General features: G+C 50.2%; 3 protein-coding genes. All 3 read right to left on the bottom strand.

All coding sequences use genetic code 11. From position 1 onward, the window contains the following. Window positions 1–15: 15 nt before the first annotated feature. The 3 genes from K7B67_RS10695 to K7B67_RS10685 all read right to left on the bottom strand — a co-directional run bounded on the left by K7B67_RS10695 (window position 16) and on the right by K7B67_RS10685 (window position 23,393). Window positions 16–7,638: an AAA family ATPase gene (locus tag K7B67_RS10695; RefSeq protein WP_252180319.1), complete on the bottom strand. Its 7,623-nt coding sequence runs from the start codon at window positions 7,636–7,638 to the stop codon at window positions 16–18. A gap of 96 nt (window positions 7,639–7,734) precedes the next feature. Continuing rightward, window positions 7,735–15,552 carry an AAA family ATPase gene (locus tag K7B67_RS10690; RefSeq protein ID WP_252180318.1) on the bottom strand — a complete coding sequence of 2,606 codons (7,818 nt, stop codon included), beginning with the start codon at window positions 15,550–15,552 and terminating at the stop codon, window positions 7,735–7,737. A 77-nt stretch (window positions 15,553–15,629) separates the two neighbouring features. Then, window positions 15,630–23,393 (bottom strand): AAA family ATPase, encoded by a 7,764-nt coding sequence (locus tag K7B67_RS10685; protein WP_252180317.1) that lies wholly within the window; start codon window positions 23,391–23,393, stop codon window positions 15,630–15,632. Window positions 23,394–23,439 lie beyond the last annotated feature (46 nt).

Genomic DNA, 23,439 nt, shown 5'->3' with positions numbered 1-23,439 from the left:
TATTGAAATGTTGCACTACACACCCAACGACTCACAAATCGAATTCAAATTCACGCTGCCCAAAAACTCTTCGAAAATTTCTGTTATCTCCCCGGATGTGAGTATCAGGGCATTACCGACGCCGAGTACCTGTCGTAAGTCTGCATTTCTAACAGAGTCCTGAAAGAAATGAGAGCTATTTGTCGTAGTCAACAGGCCATACAGCTCTTCTGGTGAGGAGGGATCATGAACGCCATAGTTGCCTGATTCGTTCTTTCCCCAGAAGAGTGCATCGCCCCAACAATAGGTTAAGCCACCGCCTTTCGAATGTGTCAATTCATACAGATAATGACCGAAGGCCAGTTGAATCGCTCGTTGGCATTTGTTTTTTAAATCATCCACAAGTGTTTGCTCTTTCTGTGACATCTCAATAGCCGTCATAGCGGATTGGCTTTCGGCGTTGAGCCTGTCCATTTGTTCCATCATTCGAGGCAGCGCTTCGTCTTGCGCCGAAGAATCACCGTTTGTCAAAATTAACAACATCCGTTCCATGTTCAAACAGCGTATTTGCTCACGTTGGAGCTCTTGTTGTTTTTTGATTGCCGAATATTGGTTGATTTTTTCCAATAACTGCTTCAATTCCGGACTATTCTCAACGGTTTGTTGAAACAGGGCTTCGGTTTTTTCGTCAAGACTTGTCTTACTCCAGTCAGGGATCCCTAAGGGAATCACTGGACGGTGATTCGCCTTGCCCGCCACAAACTGCTCAAAGGCAGGATCGCGCACCAGCAGCCGTTCTATATTCGGAACGCCCTCAGGTTGGTCCGTCCAGGAGGACTGTAAAGATGTTTCGGCAATTTTAATTTTAAGGGATGACGAAACCCCACCATGACCATGAGTGATACAGGTATGGATATCATCATTCCACTTTCGAAAGCGTTTATAAAACGACTGCCATGCCTGATTACTGTTTTCTCTGGACAACAGTGTCTGGTACCACTGTTTCAGGCGATGGGTGGCCTCAATCCTGAGTTCATCAATGCCTTCTAGACGCAGCAATATCATAAGAATCGGCATGGCCTGTTGAGAATATTTTTTATCCCCTGGCAGTGGATCCAGCCAACCCAATTCCATGGCTTCACGGACAAATTGAATCACCGCAGGATTGGTTGAGCCATCGTCCATAAATAATATTTGCTTCAATATTTCCATCACCAAAGACAACCACTGCTGAGGGCTTGCTCCGACCTGACCCATCATTTTTGAATGGAGTGACTTGAGTCGTTCAATGACCTGTGCTTCATCACTGTCAGACAATATATGTTTGATGGCTTGGGAGATCGGTTCAGATGCCTCCTTGAGATAGCTCGGTGATTCTTGCCCCAGCGACTCCATTATTGAGATGCCCATGGAAAAACCGATAAAATCTTTTCTCTTCCAAAGATTTCTCATGACACTCGAGATACTTAGATTCTCTGTTGCCGATGCGCTGTTGGTATCAAGCACGTTCTTCAGCCTCACCAGACTCATACCACAGGCTTCAGCCAGAGCTTGTTGCTGTGCCGAATCAGCACTTTGCAGGAGGTCTTTCAAGATACCACTGGTTTTCTTCAACACAGTGCTGGACTCCCTTTTCTTCTTGATGGGCTGGAAGGTAGACAGGACCTCTGTTGTCTGCGCATCGAGCCCTCCCAAATCCACCGATTCCCAGGTTTGGCCGCCATCTTTGGAATACTCGGCAAAACTGTGGGTAAAGCTATACATTTTCCGAGATGGAATCCCGAAATATTGACAAAAAGCGACAAAAACAGGCACACGATGACGGCAGCCACCCTGCCGCTGTGTGACCAGGAAGTGAAAGAGATTTTCACCATCCTCCGGTTCAGTCCCATCAGAAAACGCTTCGCAATAGTCCTTGATTGCCTGAATTCGTTGCGTCGTGTCTTCGGCGTCCAGTATGGCCTGCAAAGGTTCCTGTATTTCGGAGGGTTGCTCTTCAATCGTTCTGAGCAGTTTCTCCAGTACATTTTTTGTGCCTTCTGAACAGCGGCTTCCAAAACGTGTGGATGGTTGGGGTCGGGCTTCAGAGGGCGTCTTTTTGTCCGGTCCCCCCGGTTCTACGATATAAGTGACTTGAATGCCCAGGTCGGCTTTGGCCCCCGGAATAAGCAGTGTGTGAAGTCCGGTATCTTGATCCCTGACCAGGGTATATTGTAAACCAGTGTCTTCTAAACCAGTGTCTTCTAAACCAGTGTCTTCTAAACCAGTCTCTTCTAAACCAGTCTCTTCTAAACCAGTCTCTATGCGCAGGGCAACAATGTAGTCATCAGGGGTCAGGCTGGGTAATTCATATCGACCATTTTTTGATGATATAGAAAGGTTCGCCAGTGTTTGGTTGCTGGCTAATGTCAACTCCTGGTCAGGCCCCGGCAACCGGTCAGGCGTAAGGACTTTGCCGTTGCGAATCTGTTCATAATCAAGATTGATCTCCCAGATATCGCCCTCAGCAGTCACATAAGTATCCATTGCCCTGCGGCGATACATCAAGGACGGAGGTTTCTCGGTATTAAAAATCTTATAGTCGAAACAATGTCGCTTCTGATCTTTATAGTTTATGCACCGATCTAATATCGAACCTCCACGCCATTGTGCTTGAGGGCTGTATTGTCCAGAATCGCCAGCCTTATGGGGCAGCTGACTACTGATCTGATGCCAAAACGCTTGCCCGCGTTGAACGTCATGGGCGTTCCACGCCTGTATCTGCTTATCAGCCTCCTTAAGATAAGGCTGGTAAGCCGACATTCTCAGCGTTTGTTCCTGTTCTTTCGTCAGGGGAAATACACTATTAGCTTCCACTTCCGGACGGCCAAACACTTGAGTAAACCAGCGTTGTTGCCAGCGTCGGTATAGTGTTTGGGTGAGAATATGGTTCGACTTATCTGGCTCCAGGGCAAGACCGGATGCCTGCCATTGGCTCTGAGCTACTCTTTTGATGATTTCCGCCTTGGCTTCCTCCTGATCCGGACGATCCTTAACACGAATTTCATGGTTTTTTTCATCAATACTGTCGAAATGGCTGCGTCGTATCGACCAGGGACGATCCATGCCGGATACTGTTTGGTTCAACCAATGGCACAGTTCAGGATCAAAGGCTCCTCTATTTATGGCAGGAGTCGATGAATCGAGCAGTTTCTCCAGTGATGTTTCGGCGGCCATCAGATAGAGCCGATAGTGCTGATTGAAACATTGATGAAGGCTTTCTTCGCCATTGATAACCGCCCTGGCGACATTTTGTAAATCAAGGCTGGTGGGCAGTAACGGCAGTTTTTTCCGTTCCAGGTCAGCCCTCAATTCACAATGCAGCCGGGTCAGCTGTTCAGCCAGGCTTTTCCCATTCGGGGTCTTGGCCAACACTTTTTCAGCAATGGCCTGCAACTCTGTCGGGTTGTACTGGCGGATGGGCAAATGTCGAAAACGCCCTTTCAGTGCTGGTGACAAGGGTTTTCGCCCGCTGTATTCCGGTGGGTTGATGGTGGCAAACAGGTGAAAACCCGGATGGGCATCACCGGCCAGACTATTGTTTAACTCACCTTCCAGATGCTGGCTGTTGATCAGGTTCAGTTCTGAAATGACGACGATGCCGCCTTTGGTTTTTGCCTTCTGGATTGTTTTACACACTTCGTCCCAGGAGCAATCACAGGCATTCAGGTAAAAGACTTTCGGCATGGATTCCTGCCGTTCATCAGCCTCCTGTCTGATACTTTTAATCATCAGGTCCAGCGTGACATCCTTACCTCGTCCGGCGGGGCCTTCAATCAGTGTCGCCTGTCGTCCGCCGTGTTTTGTATCGTGATGATAAGCCTGCTGGGCACGGCTTAAATCCTGCCCAATCCTTTGCGCCAGCTCACAGACGGCTGAGCCGGAGGTATCAAAGTCAGGCCGGTTGCCTTTGGTGACTGCTCTGAAGGTCTCCTGAATAGCGGGCAGGGCATGGTTATGCACTTTGTCTCTCAGGGTGTTGTCTGGCTCATAACGGACAGCAAACCAGATATTCAGTGCGGACAGGGCATCCTGATGAAACTCGCTGACTTCGGGTCCCAGCAGATCCTGAAAACTTTGTTGGATCAAACCGTCCATTTGCCCGCAGGTCACCTTGTCACCGGGGGATAACGAACGATCCAGGTACCAACCCACCCAACTGCAGATATCCGTTAAATCCCTTGGGGTAAACTCATGTTCGGGTAACAGTTCCTGATAATGTTGCCAGAGTGTCATCACACTGTTGGTGGCACTGCGGGCAATGTCGTTTATTTGCGGCTCTCCTAGTTGAGACTCCGGCAGCTGACGTTGTTGTAATTGTTGTAACTGATTGACCAGAGCCGGTGTCACAACCATGTCCCTGAGGAATGCCTGATCTAACCGTGGGTAGTAAGCCCTGGGCAGTTTCTCTTTCAGGGTGGGATCCAGCTGGCGTCCGGCGTAATGATCCGGGTTACCGGTAAGAATCACCCGATGTTTTTTGCTGATCGGGACAGGATGGCCATCCACATAGATGCAGGGTTCCGGTTCCCATAAACCATTCAAAGACGCCAGCAAGCCGGTTTGAGCCAGGTTGGCTTCATCCAGCACCAGTGTGACGAATTCTCCATCTTTGTCGTGTGAAGTGTTGGCCCATTTCATCAGCATTCGGTCTTGCTGCTCCATAGAGCGGTCACCATCGGCCTGCTGCTTCCATTGCCAGCGTTTCATCAGGGTTTGTTCGCTGTCAGAAGGTCCGAGTGAAATGACCGCAGCCAATCCTGAAGCCCTTGCCATTTTGGCAGAGAAGTAACTCTTCCCGGTGCCGGTTTCCCCTTGCAGGAAGATAACGGGAGAGTCTGCAAGCCGGTCATGGAGTCGGGATAACCGACGGCTTTCACGATCCTGCTGGCTTATTTCACCGTGATAAAGATCGTGAGCCAGTGCTGACAAAGGCTCATCAGCGGAACCCGTCCATACCAGTGATTCAGACAGTCGATGTTTTATACGTTCAATGCCTTCTGTTTGAGAATTCGCTGTTCTGGCGATGTAAAAACAATCGCTGGCCAGCGTGTGAAGGGCATCGTATCGGATCTGCCCCAATGGCGAAGCTAACTGCCAGCCAGAAGCTAATGCATCCTGCAAACGCTTAACCTGCCTGACTGGCCTGATGGCTAAGGATTGACAGAACTCTGTTGCCGCCGGATCGACTCCCAGCTGAGAGGCCATTGCCTGTCGTTGTGCTTCAGGGCTGTGGGCCACGATCATGGCACAGAGCCTGTCCAGAATTTCGTCTTCATTCCACGGTAGCAATGGGTTTTTATAGGACAGTTGTAGTTTTCCGTTAAAGAACGCCGGGTCAAAGGCTCTGGCCAGTGGCCACAGGTGCTTCTTCACACACTTTCTGTCCCATCGCGGGAAGCTGTTGATGGTGGCCGTTAAACGATCCTGGTCTACCGAAGGGGGTTGATCTGGCTTTTCATAAGCATCCGGCAGTAACTGCCAACAAGCCATTTTCATAAAATCATGCACCGACGGATTTTGTCGGGTGCCATGGATAAACACGCTATTGATGGCCTTGCGCCAGTGGCGGGGTAAAAGTTGCGGGGACTGGTCAACCTGCTGTGCCCGCAGGGCAGTCAGTACCAGGTTATTCAACAACCCTTCGGTCAGTTCAGGCAAGGGGTTACAAAGGTGGGTAGGTACGGTTTTAAACGCCTGGTAAAGTTTATTAACTGCCTGTTCTGGCAGTTCAGTCCGGGGGATATCATGCTTGTCGCCACTGATATCCCAGAGATCAATCTCGGGACACGGGTTACCTTTGGCGACTATCGAACGCCACACTGGCGAGGTGCTTTTTCCGGATTCAGGCCAGAGTATTGTCACCTGGGCTTGTGGGTAGGCCTGTAATTGACCATTCACTGGCAAAGGTTGACCCACCGCCAGAGGTTCCAGAAGTTGTGCAAGCGTTGGATTGGTTTCCAGTCCCTGCAATACCACGGGCTCGCCAGCGGTTAATGCTGTCTGCAACCTGCTCTGACTTCGTCCAAAATGCGCCTTTTGTTCCGAGGTGATATAGATATTATCAAATAGCTGATTGAGACTGGTCTGTTCGTTGATCTGGATAACCAGAGGTGCTTGATGCTGATTGATCCAGTAACTGGCCTGGGCTGGTTGCTGATAAGTGAAGACATGAAAGGCAGAGTCATTTCTGACCGACAAAGGAAGTTCATCGTTTTCTGCCAATCTCAGGACTTGGGGCTGTTGTTGCGAACAAGCCACTTGCAGTCGGGGCTCCAGACCGGTGGTTTCGCGAATAATTTGCAGTGAACCCAGCAAATGAAACCAGAGCGCCTCAGAGAGGGGAGAGGTTACGGTGACGACACCCCCCGCCTGAATTTGTTCCAGCAGACTGGTGTTAGGAACTGCATAGCCTTCCGGGGCAATGGCAATCGGGTTCAGCCATTGGCTGATATTACTCTCGTTGATGATGATCGGGTTTTGCCCTTTATCAGGCCCTTTGTCACTGGCGCGGCACAGGGTTTGAAACAGTGAATGAAGCTCATCCTCCGCCACCGGCATTTGATAAAACTGAACATCGTCGGGTAACGGACAGAGCTTTCCGTTGCTTTCAAAGCAGTGTTGCGCCAGCATCTGGCGAATCGTCTGTTCAAAGGCCAGGTCCTGCCAGTCGGCGCCTTTCAGAATCACCCGTTGTCCGGCCCTCACTAATTCAAGCCTGCCGGGAATGTGCCGGATTCGCCCCTGTTGATCGACACCGGGGCTGCCCAGCAGCAATTGTCGCCAGTTGCTGTGCAGGTGGCAGTCAATAACAAGGGTATTACCGTCGTCCATAGCACTTTCGGCAGGGGGGAGTTCAGCCAGTAATGGTGGAACCTCATCCGTATCCATCGACGGGGCGTTGTGGGTCTGTGCGTCAAACTGCCAGGTATTGTCCGGTCGATTAATGCGCCGCCAGAAATCAGCACCGGGGGCATCTTCACGCTGGCCAACCGATGTCAGCTGATCAGGGGCTGCCAAAACCAACAGTGAAACATGCTCGCCCAGAGGGCGTTTCTCTTGGCTGACTTTGTCGTATAAACAGGGGTTATCGGGATCCAGCAGATCGTTAAATTTCGGCAGCTCCTCGCCGGTGAGCTTGCGGATATCGATCACCATGGTCAATGGCTGTGAGCCTTCAAACAGCTTGCCTGAACTGAGCGTATGGCGACCCTCTTGGGAAATACTCAACCGGCTTAACAGGTTGGCCTGTGAGAGGTCATCGGGGTGGGAAATAACCGTGACATCCTGATGCTCATCGCAGGTGCGGGCCGCTAAAAGCTGTCGAACCTCATCATCACTGGCGACAAAACGGAAATCGAAAGCATGAGATGACTTTTGGCACGAGGTGTCTGTTGAGGATACTGTTCTTGGTTTGCCAGGGGGTGTCACTGAAGGTGGCGATATCCTCAGCCTGGACACTGCTTGAGAGCAGGCTTTTATTTTCTTTGAATCCCTATTTAGTGATAAATCCAGCCTTGCTCTCTTAGCTGGTGCACTCTTGGCTGGCACACCATCACTGTCAGGCATGTCACGCTTAACAAGGGGTTCGTTTATGTTTCCACCAACCTTACCATCCATAGTCAATCTCTCTCCTGTTATCTGAAGGACTGCATTGAAATTGTTTAATGGTATGACCTTCAGAAAGGAGGAAAGTTCTAGACACCCAACAAAGTTCTAGGCACCCAACGACTCAGACATCGAATTCAAATTCACGCTACCCAAAAACTCTTCGAAAATTTCTGTTATATCATCGGATGTGAGTATCAGGGCATTACTGGCGCCGAGTGCCTGTCGTAAGTCTGCATTGCTAACAGATTCCTCAAATAAATTAGAGCTACCTGTCATACCAGACAACAGGGCACACAGCTCTTCTGGCGAAGAGGGATCATGAGCGCCATAATTGCCAAAATAGTTGGTTTGCCAGGATTTTGCATCAGCCCAACAATAGGTTAAGCCACCGCCTTGCGAGTGTGTCAATTCATACAGATAATGACTGAAGGCCAGTAGAATCGCTCGCTCGCATTTGTTTCTTAAATCATCCAAACGTGTTTGCTCCTCATCTGACATCTCAATAGACTTCTTGGCGGATTGGCTTTCGGCTTGGAACCTCTTAGTTTGTTCCTTTAATTGCAGCAGCACTTCTGTTTGATTTGAGGAGGCACCGGATGCATCGAATGCATACAGCTGGTCGAAGGCCTTAAAGATTATTTGCTCAGTTTGGAACCGTTCTTGTTTTTTGATTGCCGAATATTGGTTAATTTTTTCTAATAACTGGTTCATTTCCGGACTATTCTCAGCTATTTGTTGAAACAGGACTTCGGTTTTATCGTCAAGACTTGTCTGACTAGGGGCAACGTTAGGGTACCTCAGGAGAATCACCGGACGGTGGTTCGCCTTGCTTGCGGTTAACTGCACAAAGGCAGGATTGCGCACCAGCAGCCGTTCTATATTGGGAACGCCATCAGGTTGGTCCGTCCAGGAGGGCTGTAAAGATGTCTCGGCAACTTTACCATTGAGAGATGACGAAACCCCACCATGACTATGAGTGATGCAGGTACGGATATCATCATTTTGCTTTCGAAAGCCTTTATAATACGACTGCCATTCTCGGTTATTTTTTCCCCTGAACAAAAGTGTCTGGTACCACTGTTTCAGGCGATAGCTGGCTTCAACCCTGAGTTCATCAATGTCTCCCAGACTCAGCAATCTCTGATGAAGCAGCATAGCCTGGTTAGGATATTTCTTATCCTCTGGCGGTAGGTCCAGCCAACCCAATTCCATGGTTTCACGGAAAAATTGAATCACTGCCGGTTTGTTTGAGTCACCGCCCTTAAATAATAACTGCTTCCATATATCCATCATTAAAGACAACCACTGGTGAGGAGTTGCTCCGACCTGACCCATCATTTTTGAATGGAGTGACTTGAGTCGTTCAGTGACCTGTTCGTTATCACTGTTAGACAATATGTGTTTGATGGCTTGGGACATCGGTTTAGATGCCTCCTTTAAATAGCCCGATGCTTCTCGCCCCAGCGACTCCATTATTGAGATGCCCATGGAAAAACCGGTAAAATCTTTTCTCTCCCAAAGATTCCTCATGACACTCGAGATACTTGGATTCTCTGCTGCCGATTCGCTATTTGTATCAAGCACTTTGTTCAGCCTCTCCAGGCTCATACCACAGGCTTTAGCCAGAACTTGTTGTTGTGCTGAATCGGCATCTTGCAGGAGGTCTTTCAGGAGTCCCCTGGTTTTCTTCAACACAGTGCTGGAATCCCTTCCCTTCCTGGTAGGCTGGAAGGCAGACAGGATTTCTGTTGTCTGCACAGCGGCCCCTCCCAAATCCACCGACTTCCAGGTTTGCCCGCCATCTTCGGAATACTCGGCAAAACTGTGGGTAAAGCTGTTTATTTCCCGACATGGAATCCCGAAGTATTGACAAAAAGCGACAAAAACAGGCACACGATGACGGCAGCTACCCTGCCGCTGTGTTACCAGGAAGCGAAAGAAATTTTCACTATTCTCCGGCTGAGTCTTACCGGAAAACTGTTCGCAATAGTCCGTGATCGCCTGAATTCGTTGTGTCGTGTCTTCGGCGTCCAGTATGTCCTGCAAAGGCTCTTGTATTTCGGAGGGTTGGTCTTCAATCCTGCTGAACAGTTCCCCCAGTACCTTTTTTGCACCTTGTGAACAGCGGCTTCTATAAGGTGTTGATGGTTCTGGTCGGGCTTCTTCAGAGGGGCTCTTTTTGTCCGGTTCCCCGGGTTCTACGATATAAGCGAATTGAATGCTCTGGTCGGGTTTGGCTTCTGGAATAAATAGTGTGTGAAGCCCGGTATATTGATCCCTGACCAGGGTATATTCCAAACCAGTGTCTTTTAAATCAGTGTCTTCTAAACCAGTGTCTTCTGAATCATTGTATTCTGAATCATTGTATTCTGAATCATTGTATTCTGAATCATTGTATTCTGAATCATTGTATTCTGAATCATTGTATTCTGAATCATTGTATTCTGAATCAGTGCCTTCTAAATCAGTGCCTTCTGAATCAGTGTCTTCTAAATCAGTGTCTTCCAAACCAGTATCTATGCGCAGGGCAACGATGTAGTCATCAGGGGTCAGGCTGGGTAATTCATATTGACCATTTTTTGAGGCTATAGAAATAGTCGCCAGTGTTTGGTTGCTGGCTAATGTCAATTCCTGGTCAGGCCCCGGCAACTGGTCAGGCATAAGGATTTCGCCCCTGCGAATCTGTTCGTCATTAAGATTGATCTCCTGGATATCCCCCTTGGCAGTCACATAAATATCCATTGCCTCGAGGCGATACATGCTGGACGAAGGGTTCTCGGTATTAAAAGCCTTATAGTCGGTACATTCTAACTGCCCCTGAGCCTCATAGTTTGTGCACCGATCCAATGTCGAACCTCCACGCCACTCTGCTTCTGATATGTCCCGTTCAGAATCGTCAACCCAATGGATCTGCTGACCACTGATCTGATACCAAAACCCGGGCCACGAATGAACGACATTGGCTTTCCATGTGCTTATCTGCTGATCAGCTTCTTGAAAATAAGGCTGGTTAGCCGGTATTTCCAGTGTTTGTTGTTCTTCTTCTGTCAGGGGAAAGACGCTGTCAGGATCCACGCCCGTCGAACCAAACTCACGAGCAAACCAGCGTTGTTGCCAGAGTCGATAAAGTGTTTGGGTGAGAATATCGTCCGACTCATCTGGCTCCAGGGCAAGACCGGATGCCTGCCATTGGCTCTGAGCCACTTGCTTGATGATTTCCGCTTTGGCTTCCTCCTGATCTGGACGATCCTTAATACGAATTTCATGGTTTTTTTCATCAATACTGTCGAAATGGCTGCGTCGTATCGACCAGGGACGATCTATGCCGGATACCGTTTGGTTCAACCAATGGCACAGTCCAGGATCAAAGGCTCCTCTATCTGTGGCAAGAGTCGATGAACCGGACAGTTTTTCCACCGATGTTTTGGCAGCCATCAGATAAAGCCGGTAGTGCTGATTGAAACATTGATGAAGGCTTTCTTCGCCATTGATAACTGCCCTGGCGACATTTTGTAAATCAAGGCTGGTGGGCAGTAACGGCAGTTTTTTCCGTTCCAGGTCAGCCCTCAATTCACAATGCAGCTGGGTCAGCTGTTCAGCCAGGCTTTTCCCATTCGGGGTCTCGGCCAACACTTTCTCAGCAATGGCCTGCAACTCTGTCGGGTTGTACTGGCGGATGGGCAAATGTCGAAAACGCCCTTTCAGCGCCGGTGAAAAAGGTTTTCGCCCGCTGTATTCTGGTGGGTTGATGGTGGCAAACAGATGAAAACCCGGATGGGCATCACCGGCCAGACTATCGTTTAACTCACCTTCCAGATGCTGGCTGTGGATCAGGTTCAGTTCTGAAATGACGACGATGCCGCCTTTGGCTTTTGCCTCCTGGATTGTTTTACACACTTCGTCCCAAGAGCAGTCACTGGCATTCAGGTAAAAGACTTCCGGCATGGATTCCTGCCGTTTCTCAGCCTCCTTTCTGATACTTTTAATCATCAGGTCCAGCGTGACATCCTTACCTCGTCCGGCGGGGCCTTCAATCAGTGTCGCCTGTCGTCCGCCGTGTTTTGTATCGTGATGATAAGCCTGCTGGGCACGGCTTAAATCCTGTCCAATTCTTTGCGCCAGCTCACAGACGGCTGAGCCGGAGGTATCAAAGTCAGGCCGGTTGCCTTTGGTGACTGCTCTGAAGGTCTCCTGAATAGCGGGCAGGGTATAGTTATGCACTTTGTCTCTCAGGGTGTTGTCCGTTTCATAGCGGACAGCAAACCAGATATTCAGTGCGGACAGGGCATCCTGATGAAACTCGCTGACTTCGGGCCCCAGCAGATCCTGAAAACTTTGTTGGATCAAACCGTCCATTTGCCCGCAGGTCACCTTGTTACCGGGGGATAACGAACGATCCAGATACCAACCCACCCAACTGCAGATATCCGTTAAATCCCTTGGGGTAAACTCATGTTCGGGTAACAGTTCCTGATAATGTTGCCAGAGTGTCATCACACTGTTGGTGGCACTGCGGGCAATGTCGTTTATTTGCAGCTCTCCTGGTTGAGACTCCGGCAGCTGACGTTGTTGTAATTGTTGTAACTGATTAACCAGAGCCGGTGTCACCACCATGTCCCTGAGGAATGCCTGATCTAACCGTGGGTAGTAAGCCCTGGGCAGTTTCTCTTTCAGGGTCGGGTCCAACTGGCGTCCGGCGTAATGATCCGGGTTACCGGTAAGAATCACCCGATGTTTTTTGCTGACCAGGACAGGATGACCATCCACATAGATGCAGGGTTCCGGTTCCCATAAACCATTCAAAGACGCCAGCAATCCGGTTTGGGTCAGGTTGGCTTCATCCAGCACCAGGGTGACGAATTCTCCATCTTTGTCGTGTGAAGTGTTGGCCCATTTCATTAGCATCCGGTCTTGCTGCTCCATAGAGCGGTCACCATCGGCCTGCTGCTTCCATTGCCAGCGTTTCATCAGGGTTTGTTCAGTGTCAGAAGGGCCAAGGGAAATCACCTCTGCCGGTCCTGAAGCCTTTGCCATTTTGTCGGAAAAGTAGCTTTTCCCGGTGCCGGTTTCCCCTTGCAGGAAGATAACGGGAGAGTCTGCAAGCCGGTCATGGAGTCGGGATAACCGACGGCTTTCACGATCCTGCTGGTTTATTTCACCGTGATAAAGATCGTGAGCCAGTGCTGACAAAGGCTCATTAGCGGAACCCGTCCATGCCAGTGATTCAGACAGTTGATGTTTTATACGTTCAATGCCTTCTGTTTGAGAATTTGCTGTTCTGGCGATGTAAAAACAATCGCTGGCCAGCGTGTGAAGGGCATCGTATCGGATCTGCCCCAATGGCGAAGCTAACTGCCAGCCAGAAGCTAATGCATCCTGCAAACGCTTAATCTGTCTGACTGGCCTGATGGCCAAGGATTGACAGAACTCTGTTGCCGCCGGATCGACTCCCAGCTGAGAGGCCATTGCCTGTCGTTGTGCTTCAGGGGTGTGGGCCACGATCATGGCACAGAGCCTGTCCAGAATTTCGTCTTCATTCCACGGTAGCAATGGGTTTTTATAGGACAGTTGTAGTTTTCCATTAAAGAATGCCGGGTCAAAGGCTCTGGCCAGTGGCCACAGGTGCTTCTTCACACACTTTCTGTCCCATCGCGGGAAGCTGTTGATGGTGGCCGTTAAACGATCCGGGTCTACCGAAGGGGTTTGATCTGGCTTTTCATGAGGAGCATCCGGCTTTTCATGGGCATCCGGCTTTTCATGAGCATCCGGCAGCAGTTGCCAACAAGCCATTTTCATAAAATCATGCACGGACGGATTTTGTCGGGTGCCATGGATAAACACGCTATTGATGGCCTTGCGCCAGTGGCGGGGTAAAAGTTGGGGGGACTGGTCAACCTGTTGTGCCCGCAGGGCTGCCAGTACCAGGTTATTCAACAACCCTTCGGTCAGTTCAGGCAAGGGGTTACAAAGGTGGGCAGGTACGGTTTTAAACGCCTGGTAAAGTTTATTAACTGCCTGTTCTGGCAGTTCAGTCCGGGGGATATCATACTTGTCGCCACTGAAATCCCAGAGATCAATCTCGGGACACGGGTTACCTTTGGCGACTATCGAACGCCACACTGGCGAGGCGCTTTTTCCAGATTCAGGCCAGAGTATTGTCACCTGGGCTTGTGGGTAGGCCTGTAATTGGCCATTCACTGGCAAAGGTTGACCCACTGCCAGAGGTTCCAGAAGTTGTGCAAGCGTTGGATTAGTTTCCAGTCCCTGCAATACCACTGGCCCGCCAGTGGTTAATGCTGTCTGCAAGCCACTCTGACTTCGTCCAAAATGCGCCTTTTGTTCCGAGGTGATATAGATATCATCAAATAGCTGATTGAGACTGGTCTGTTCGTTGATCTGGATAACCAGAGGTGTTTGCTGCTGATTGATCCAGTAACTGGCCTGGGCTGGTTGCTGATAAGTGAAGACATCAAAGGCAGAGTCATCTCTGACGGACAAAGGGAACTCATTGTTTTCTGCCAATCCCAGGGCCTGGGGCTGCTGATGCGAGTATGCGACTTGCAGTCGGGGCTTCAGACCGGTGGTTTCGCGTATAGTCTGAAGTGAACCCAGCAAATGGTACCAGAGCGCCTCAGAGAGAGGAGAGGTTACGGTGACGACACCCCCCGCCCGAACCTGTTCCAGCAGACTGGTGTTAGGAACTGCATAGCCTTCCGGGGCAATGGCAATCGGGTTCAGCCATTGGCTGATATTACTCTGGTTGATGATGATCGGTTTTTGTGGTGCCTGCCCTTTACCATGCCCTTTGTCACTGGCGCGGCACAGGGTTTGAAACAGTGAATGAAGCTCATCCTCCGCCACCGGCATTTGATAAAACTGAACCTCGTCGGGTAACGGACAGAGCTTTCCGTTGCTTTCAAAGCAGTGTTGCGCCAGCATCTGACGAATTGTCTGTTCAAAGGCTAGGTCCTGCCAGTTGGCGCCTTTCAGAATCACCCGTTGTCCTGCCCTCACTGATTCAAGCCTGCCGGGAATGTGCCGGATTCGCCCCTGTTGATCGACACCGGGGCTGCCCAGCAGCAACTGTCGCCAGTTGCTGTGCAGGTGGCAGTCAATAACAACGGTATTACCGTCGTCCATAGCACTTTCGGCAGGGGGGAGTTCAGCCAGTAATGGTGGAACCTCATCCATATCCATCGACAGGGCATTGCCCGTCTGAGCCTGAAACTGCCAGGTATTGTCCGGTCGATTAATGCGCCGCCAGAAATCAGCACCGGGGGCATCTTCACGCTGGCCAACCGATGTCAGCTGATCAGGGTCTGCCAAAACCAACAGTGAAACATGCTCGCCCAGAGGGCGTTTCTCTTGGCTGACTTTGTCGTATAAACAGGGGTTATCGGGATCCAGCAGATCGTTAAATTTCGGCAGCTCCTCGCCGGTGAGCTTGCGGATATCGATCACCAGGGTCAATGGCTGTGAGCCTTCAAACAGCTTGCCTGAACTCAGCGTATGGCGACCCTCTTGGGAAATACTCAACCGGCTTAACAGGTTGGCCTGTAAGAGGTCATCGGGGTGGGAAATAACCGTGACATCCTGATGCTCATCGCAGATGCGGGCCGCTAAAAGCTGCCGAACCTCATCATCACTGGCAACGAAACGGAAATCGAAAGCATGGGATGACTTCTGGCACGAGATGTCTGTTGAGGATACTGTTCTTGGTTTGCCAGGGGGCGTCACTGAAGATGGCGGTATCTTCAGTTTGGACACTACTTGAGAGCAGGCTTCTACTTTCTTTGCCTTCTCATTTGACGAGAAATCCACCCTTGCTCTCTTGGCTGGTGCTCTCTTGGCTGGCACACCACTATCAGGCATGTCACGCTTAGCAGGGCGGTTGTTTATGTTCCCACCAATCTGACCATCCATAGCCAATCTCTCTCCTGTTATCTGAAGGACTGCATTGAAATTGTTTAATGGTATGACCTTCAGAAAGGGAAAAAGTTCTACACATCCAATGACTCGTAAATCGAGTTCAAATCAACGGTGGCCGCAAACTCGTCGGCTATTTGGATCAGCTGATGGGATTTGAGCACCAGGGCGTTACTGGCGTTATGCGCATGCTTTAAGTAGGCATCTTTAAGATGCTGCTCAAACCCAGCGAGGCCATCAAAGGCAGACATCATCGTATAGAGCTCTTCTGGTGAGGATGGAACATGAGAACCAAATTGACCTTTTGCGGTAAAGCCCCTGATGGCAGCATTGACCCAACAATACGTCAGGTGACCGCCTTTTGAGTTAGCCACTCTATAAAGGTAGTGACTGAAAGCCTGCAGAATCGCCTGCTTGTATTTGTCTTTTAAACCATCCAGAAGATCTTGCTCTATCGATGACAACCGAAGGGACTTTATAATGGGGGCGTAGGTGCTTTTGATATCACGTCTTTTTTCTTCGTCTTCTTGAGCTTGTTCATCAGCAGGCATTGATGAGTCATAGCTTGCACATCCACTGTTATCCTCTAAGTCCTCCAGATCTAATTCCTCCAGACCTGGTGCCTCCAGACCTGATTCCAACAGAGCCTTTCGGTATCGTTCTAACACTGCATTAAAGTTATTGCTTTTTTCTAACAATGGCTTCAGGTTCGGGCTACTCTCACTTTTTCGCTGAAGCAGTTCTGCGACCTTGTCATCAATGACTCCAACGCGGCGGATAGGATTGTTCCCCAGGATAATCAACGGACGGTGACCCGTCTTGGCCGAAGTTAACGTCGGGAACGCAGGATGATTCACCAGTATTCGTTCTACATTCGGAGTACCCTCAGGTTGATCCGTCCAGCCAGCCTGTGATGATTGGCAGATCATTTGCGCTTCAAAGGATTTCGAAAACCCCTCATAGCACTGAGTGACAAACGGGGTGTCCTTTTCTTTCTTTTGGAGTTCTTCATAAGCTAACCGCCATATTTGGCTATTTTTTTCCCTGGACAAAAAATCCTGGTACCACTTTTTCAGGTAATGGTCAGCTTTAACCTGAAGTTCAGCGGACTGCTTCATATTCATCAATAGATTGTGATACATCATGGGAGTTACCCTACTTCTGCCGTCGTAGATCGGCGGTGGATACAGCCAACCCAAATCCAGAACTTCAGAGGCAAGTCGAATAACCGAAAGGTCAGTCAGGGCTTTGCCTTTCAGTATCCTGCATCTCAGTAGCTCCCTTATTAAAACCGACCACTCTTTAGGACTCGCTCCGCCCTGAACAATCAGTTTGGCATGGAGTGACTTGAGTCGTTCAATGAGCTGACCGGTATCACTGTTGGACAGGATGTGTCTGATGGTCTCCAACATCAGTAGATAGCTGTCCCCATCGTCGTTAGTCACAGCAGCACCGATCAATGCTTTCACGTCCTCGCCCAATGCTTCTGTCTCCAGCGACTCGATGATTGAGACGCCCATGGAAAAACCGGTTAAATCGTTTTGCTTCCAAAGATTTATTATTATTTCGGAAATACTCAGATGGGTTTCCAGTCGTGCCATGTTGGTGTCAAAGGTTTTGTTCAGTTTCTCAAGGCTCATACCAAAAGCTTTAGCCAGAGCTTGCTGTTGTGCTGAATCAGCACTTTTCAGGAGATCCTTAATCTTCTTGAGTTCAGTGCTGGTACTCATGACCTTCCTGATGGGCTGGAAGCGGGATGTGGTCTCTGTTATCAGTGAGGGCGGCGCCCCGCCCAAATCGACTGACTCCCAGGTTTGGCCTCCATCCATGGAGTATTCAGCAAAGGTGTGCCGAGCGCTTTCAATTTGTCGGGATGGGATCCCAAAATAACGGCACAAAGCAACAAAAACAGGCGCACGATGACGACAGCTGCCTTGCCGTTGTGTTACCAGAAAATGAAAGAAATTTTTACCACTCTCTGGTTGAGCTTCACCAGAAAACTGTTGGCAATAGTCCGTGACCGCCTGAATGCGTTGCCTGGTGTCATCCGGTTTTTTCATTGTCCGCAAAAGCACTTGTACTTCCGGTGGATACCGGTCATCAATGGTCGTAAACAGTTCGTCCAGTACGGTTTTCATGCCTTCTGAGCAGCGAGCTTGAAAACGTGTTGATCGATCGGATCGGGCTGCTGTAGCCGATTTTCTTTTTCCCGGTTTTCTGGGTTCTACGACATAAGTACAACGAATTCTCTGGTTGGCTTTGGCCTCAGGAATAAACAGTGTGTGAAGCCCGGTATAGGTATCCCTGACCAGGGTAAATGAGCGGAAATGAGGCTTTGTGCGCAGAGCCATGATGCAGTCGTCAGGCTTCAGGCTGGGCAATGCATATCGGCCATTTTCCGGTGACACCTTCAAGCTCGCCAGCGTTTGACCTCTGGCTAATGTGAATTTCTGGCCGTACTCTGGTAGCCGGGCCGGTATGAGGGTTTCGACCTCCTGAATGCCCTTATCGCTCATCTCAATCACTTTGACATCCCCCTTGGTAGTCACAAAGATATCCTTTGCCTTCCAGCGATACATATGAGAGGAAGTCTTCTCCGTATCAAAAATTTTATGATCGTTATATGCCTTCAACGGGCTCTTCTCATAGTCCGTTTTCCGGTCCAATCCCGGAGCCTGTTCTTCATGGTCTTGTGGACTGTATGGTTCAGGAGTGTGATCACCGCCCATAGCTAACGGTTCGTTCATATAATCACCACCCCCACCGTTCACCAGATGACGTATCTGATGCCAGAACCCAGGCCATAATTGAACGACATTGGACTTCCATGTGCTTATCCGCTGTTCAGCCTCCTGAAGATAAGGCTGGGAAGTCGGTAATGCCAAGGTTTGTTTCTCTGCTTCTGTTAGCGGAAAGACGCTGTTGGCAGCCACGCCCGTTTGGCCAAACTCACGATCGAACCAGCGTTGCTGCCAGTATCGGTACAGTGCCTGAGTGAGCCTGTTATCGGACTCGTCTGGCTTCAGGGCAAGACCGGATGCCTGCCACTGGCTCTGAGCCGCCATTTTGATGATTTCTGTTTTGGCTTCCTCTGCTCCCAATTGCGTGTTAATACACATTTCATGATTTTTTTCATCCACACTGTTGCGATGACTGCCTCGTATCAACCACGGGCGATTCATGTTCGGTACTGTTTTGTTAAACCAGCGGATCAGGCCAGCATCCAACGCGCCTTTACCCATGACAAAAGTCGATAACACCGGCATTTCTTCCAACAGTTTTGCCAACGACAGGTCGGCTGCCATCAGATAAAGCCGGTAGTGCTGTTCGAAGCATTGATGCAGTGTGCTTTCGCTAAAATCGCCCCCGCTGATAACAGCCTTCGCGACATTTTGTAAATCAAGGCTGGTCAGCTGTAACGGCAGGTTTTTCCGTTTCAGCTCAGCCCCCAATCGACAATGCAGCTGAGTCAGATTTGCGGCCACCGTTTTCGCTTCTGGGTTCTGTGGCAACACTTGCTCAACAATGGCCAGCAACTCTGTCTGGTTATACTGGCGGATGGGCAAATGTCGAAAACGCCCTTTCAGCGCCGGTGATAAGGGTTTTCGCCCAGTGTACTCAGGCGGGTTGATGGTGGCGAACAGGTGAAAACCCGGATGGGCATCACCGGCCAGGGTTCCGTTTAACGCACCTTCCAGAAGCTGGCTGTCCAGCAGATTCATTTCCGAGATCACCACAATGCCGCCTTTGGCTTTGGCTTTCTCGATCGTTTCCCGCACTGTGTCCCAGGAACAATCACAGGCATTCAGGGGAAAGACTTCCGGCATGGATTCCTGCCGTTGTCCAGCCTGCTTTTTGGCACTTTCAATCACCAGGCTCAGGGTGGCATCTTTGCCCCGTCCAGCCGGGCCTTCAATCAGTGTCGCCTGTCTGCCGTCGTGTTTTCTGATGTGGTGATAAGCCTGCTGGGCACGGCTTAAATCCTGCCCAATCCTTTGCACCAGTTCACAGACGGCGGATCCAGAGGTATCAAAGTCAGGTCGGGTTTTTTCAGTGACTGCTCTGAAGGTCTGCTGAATAGCGGGCAGGGTTTGGTTATGCACTTTGTTTCTCAGGGTGTTGTCCGCCTCGAAACGGACAGCAAACCAGATATCCAGTGCTGTCAGGGCATCCTGATGAGTCTCACTGATTTCCGGACCCAGTACATCCCGAAAACTTTGTTGGATCAAACCGTGTATTTGCTTGCAATCAACCTTGCCACCCAGGGATAGCGAACGATCGAGATACCAACCCACCCAACTGCAGATATCCGTCAGATCCCTGGGAGTGAACTCATGCTCTGGCAGCAGTTCCTGATAAAACTGCCACAGCGCCATCACACCCTCAGTGGCGCCGCGTGCCATTTCGTTTATGTCAGACTCTCTTAGTTGAGAATCCGGCAGATGCCCTTGTAACTGATTCACCAGAGCCGGTTCCACCACCCTGTCCCGCAAGAAAGCCTGGTCCATACGAGGGTAGTAAGCCAGGGGCAGTTTCTCTTTCAAGGCCGAATCGAGCTGGCGTCCGCCGTAATGATTGGGGTTGCCGGTGAGAATTACCCGGTGCTTTGGGCTGACCTCGACAGGATGACCGTTCACGTAGATGCAGGGTTGTGGTTCCCATAAACCATTCAATGACGCCAGCAACCCGGCCTGGGCCAGATTGGCTTCATCCAGCACCAGAGTGAGGTATCCTCCGTCTTCATCGGACCGGGCCCTGGCCCATTCCATCAGCATCCGGTCTTGCTGCACCATAGCGCGGTCGCCATCGGCCTGTTTTTTCCACTGCCAGCGTTTCATCAGGGTCTGTTCGCTGTCAGAAGGGCCAAGGGAAATCACTGCTGCTTCTCCTGAAGCCCTCGCCATCTTCGCTGAAAAGTAACTTTTCCCGGTGCCAGTTTCCCCTTGCAGGAAGATAACGGGAGAGTCCGTAAGCCGGTCATGGAGTCGGGATAATCGACGGTTTTCACGATCCTGCTGATTGATCTTACCGTGATAAAGATCCTCAGCCAGTGCAGCCCAGGGCTTATCACCAGCACCTTGCAATATCAGTGATTCAGACAGTCGCTGTTTTATACGTTCAATGCCTTCTGTTTTAGACGTTGCTGTTCTGGTGATGTGAAAACAATCGGTGGCCAGCCCGTGAATAGCATCGGATCGGGTCTGCCCTGGTGACAAAGTTAACTGCCAGTCAGAAGCCAGGGCATCCTGCAAACGTTTTATCTGTTTTGTTGGTCTGATGGCTAAGGATTGGTAAGGCTCCGCTGTCTGCAGATCAATCTCCAGCTGATAGGCCATTGCCTTTCGTTGTTGTTCAGGCCCATGGGCCACGACCATGGCACAGAACCTGTCCAGAATTTCGTTTTCATCGATCAATGGCAGTGGTGTTTTATAGGACAGTTGTAAGTCTCCATCAAATACTGCCGGGTCAAAGGCTCTGATCAATGGCCACAGGTTCTGCTTCACAAATGTTCTATCCAACCGGGAAGCCCTGTTGATGACAGCCATTAATTGGTCCGGGTCTACCGAGGCGGCTTGATTCGGCTCTTTATAAGCATCCGGCTCTTTATAAGCATCCGGCTCTTTATGAGCATCCGGCAATAACTGCCAACAGGCCACTTTCATAAAATCCCGCACCGTCGGATGCTGCCGGGTGCCATGGGTAATGGTGCTATTAATGGCCTTGCGCCAGTGGTGGGGTAAAAGCTGTAGTGACTTGTCAAGCTGCTGTGCCCGCCGGGCAGCCAATATCAGGTTATTTAACAAGGCTTCGGTGATTTCAGGCAGCGAGCTACAAAGCTCAGCAGGCACGGTTTTAAAAGCTTCGTAAAGTTTATTAAGTGCTTGTTCTGGCAGCTCAGTCCGGGGAATACTATGCCTGTCGGCATTAATACCCCAGAGATCAACCTCAGGACACGGCTCGCCCCTGGCAATCATCGAACAAAATATTGGAGAGGGGCTGTTCGCCGACTCAGGCCAGAGCACAGTGACATGAGCCTGCGGGTAGGTCTGTAATTGGCCATTCACCAACAGAGGTAGCCCGACAATCAGGGGTTCCAATAACTGTTGAAGGGTTGGGTGGCTTTCTAACCCTCGAAATACCACCGGCCTGCCAGTGGTCAATGCCTCCTGCAAGCCACTTGGGCGTCGTCCAAAATGGGCTTTTTGTTCCGAAGTGATACGAATATTATCGAATAGCTGGCTGAAGCGGGTCTGGCTATTGACCTGAATGACCAGAGGGGCTTCCGGGTCATTGTTTGTCGGGTCATTGTTTGTCGGGTCATTGTTTGTCGGGTCATTGTTTGTCGGGTCATTGTTGATCCAATGACTTGCCTGGGCGTGTTGCTGATAAATGGTTGCCTTAAAGGCAGACTGAGTGCTGACATTGGGCAGAGGCTGTTCATCGTTTTCTTGCAACCCCAACGCTTGTGGCTGCTGTTTTGAATGAGCCACCTGAAGCCGGGGCTCCAGGCCGGTTGTTTCGTGAATAGTGTGCAAGGATCCCAGTAAACGAAACCAGACGGCCTCAGTAAGAGGAGACGTTACGGTAACCACACCACCCGCCCGAACCTGTTCCAATAGACAGGTGTTAGGAACTGCATAACCTTCCGGGGCAATGGCAATCGGATTTAGCCATTCGCTGATATTACTCTCGTTGATAATGATCGGGTTTGGTGGTGCCTGCTCTTTATCACCTTCCTGGTCAGAAGGGCAGGGCAGGCTTTGGAACAGTAAACGAAGCTCGTTTTTCTCTACCGGCATTTGATAAAACTGAACATCGTTGGGTAACGGACAGACCTTGCCATTACTCTCAAAACACTGGTGCGCCAGCATCTGTCGAATCGTTTGTTCAAAGGCCAGGTCTTGCCAGTCGGCTCCTTTCAAAATTACCCGTTGTCCGGCTGTTAATGTCTCAAGCCTGCCGGGGAGGTGCTGGATTCGCCCCTGTTCATCGACACCGGGGCTACCGAACAGCAACTGCCGCCAGTTGCTGTGCAGGTGGCAGTCAATAACAAGGGTAGTGTCGTCGTCCATAGTTCTTTCGGCAGGGGAGAGTTCAGTCAGTAACGGTGGAACCTCATCAATATCCATCGACGAGTCATTGTCGCTCTGTGCGTCAAACTGCCAGCTATTGCCCGGTCGATTAATTCGTCGCCAGAAATCAGCACCAAGGGCATCGTCAGACCGGCCAACCGATGCCAACTGTTCAGGGTCTGCCAAAACCAACAGCGAAACATGCTCACCCAGGGGGCGTTTCTTTTGGCGGACTTTGTCGTATAAACAGGGGTTGTCGGGATCCAGCAGATCGTTAAATTTCGGCAGCTCCTCGCCGGTGAGCTTTCGGATATCCATCACCAGGGTCAATGGCTGTGAGCCTTCAAACAGCTTGCCTGAACTCAGCGTACGGTGACCCGCTTCGGAAATACTCAACCGGCTCACCAGGTTAGCCTGTGAGAGGTCACCGGGGTGGGAAATAACAGCGACGTCCTGATGTTTATCGCAGGTCTGGTCAACCAAAAGCTGTCGAACCTCATCATCACTGGCGACAAAACGGAAATCGAAGGCATGGGATGGCTTTTGGCAGAAGGTGTCCGTTGAGGATACGGTTCTCGCTTTGCCGGGGGGCGCTGAAGATGGCGATATATTCAGGTTGGACATGGCTTCAGAGCAGGCTTTTACCTTCTTTGCCTTCCCCTTTGACGATAAATCCGACTTTGTTCTCTTGGCTGGCAGACCACTATCAGGCACATCACCCTGAACAGGGGGGTTGTTTAAGTTCCTACCAATCTGACCATCCATAGTCAATCTCTCTCCTGTCATCTGAAGAACTGCATTGAAATTGTTT

The sequence above is a fragment of the Endozoicomonas sp. 4G genome, from assembly GCF_023822025.1.
In the GTDB taxonomy this organism is placed as follows: domain Bacteria; phylum Pseudomonadota; class Gammaproteobacteria; order Pseudomonadales; family Endozoicomonadaceae; genus Endozoicomonas_A.
Note: the sequence above shows the minus strand (reverse complement) of the source record. Positions and strands in the feature narration are given on the sequence as shown.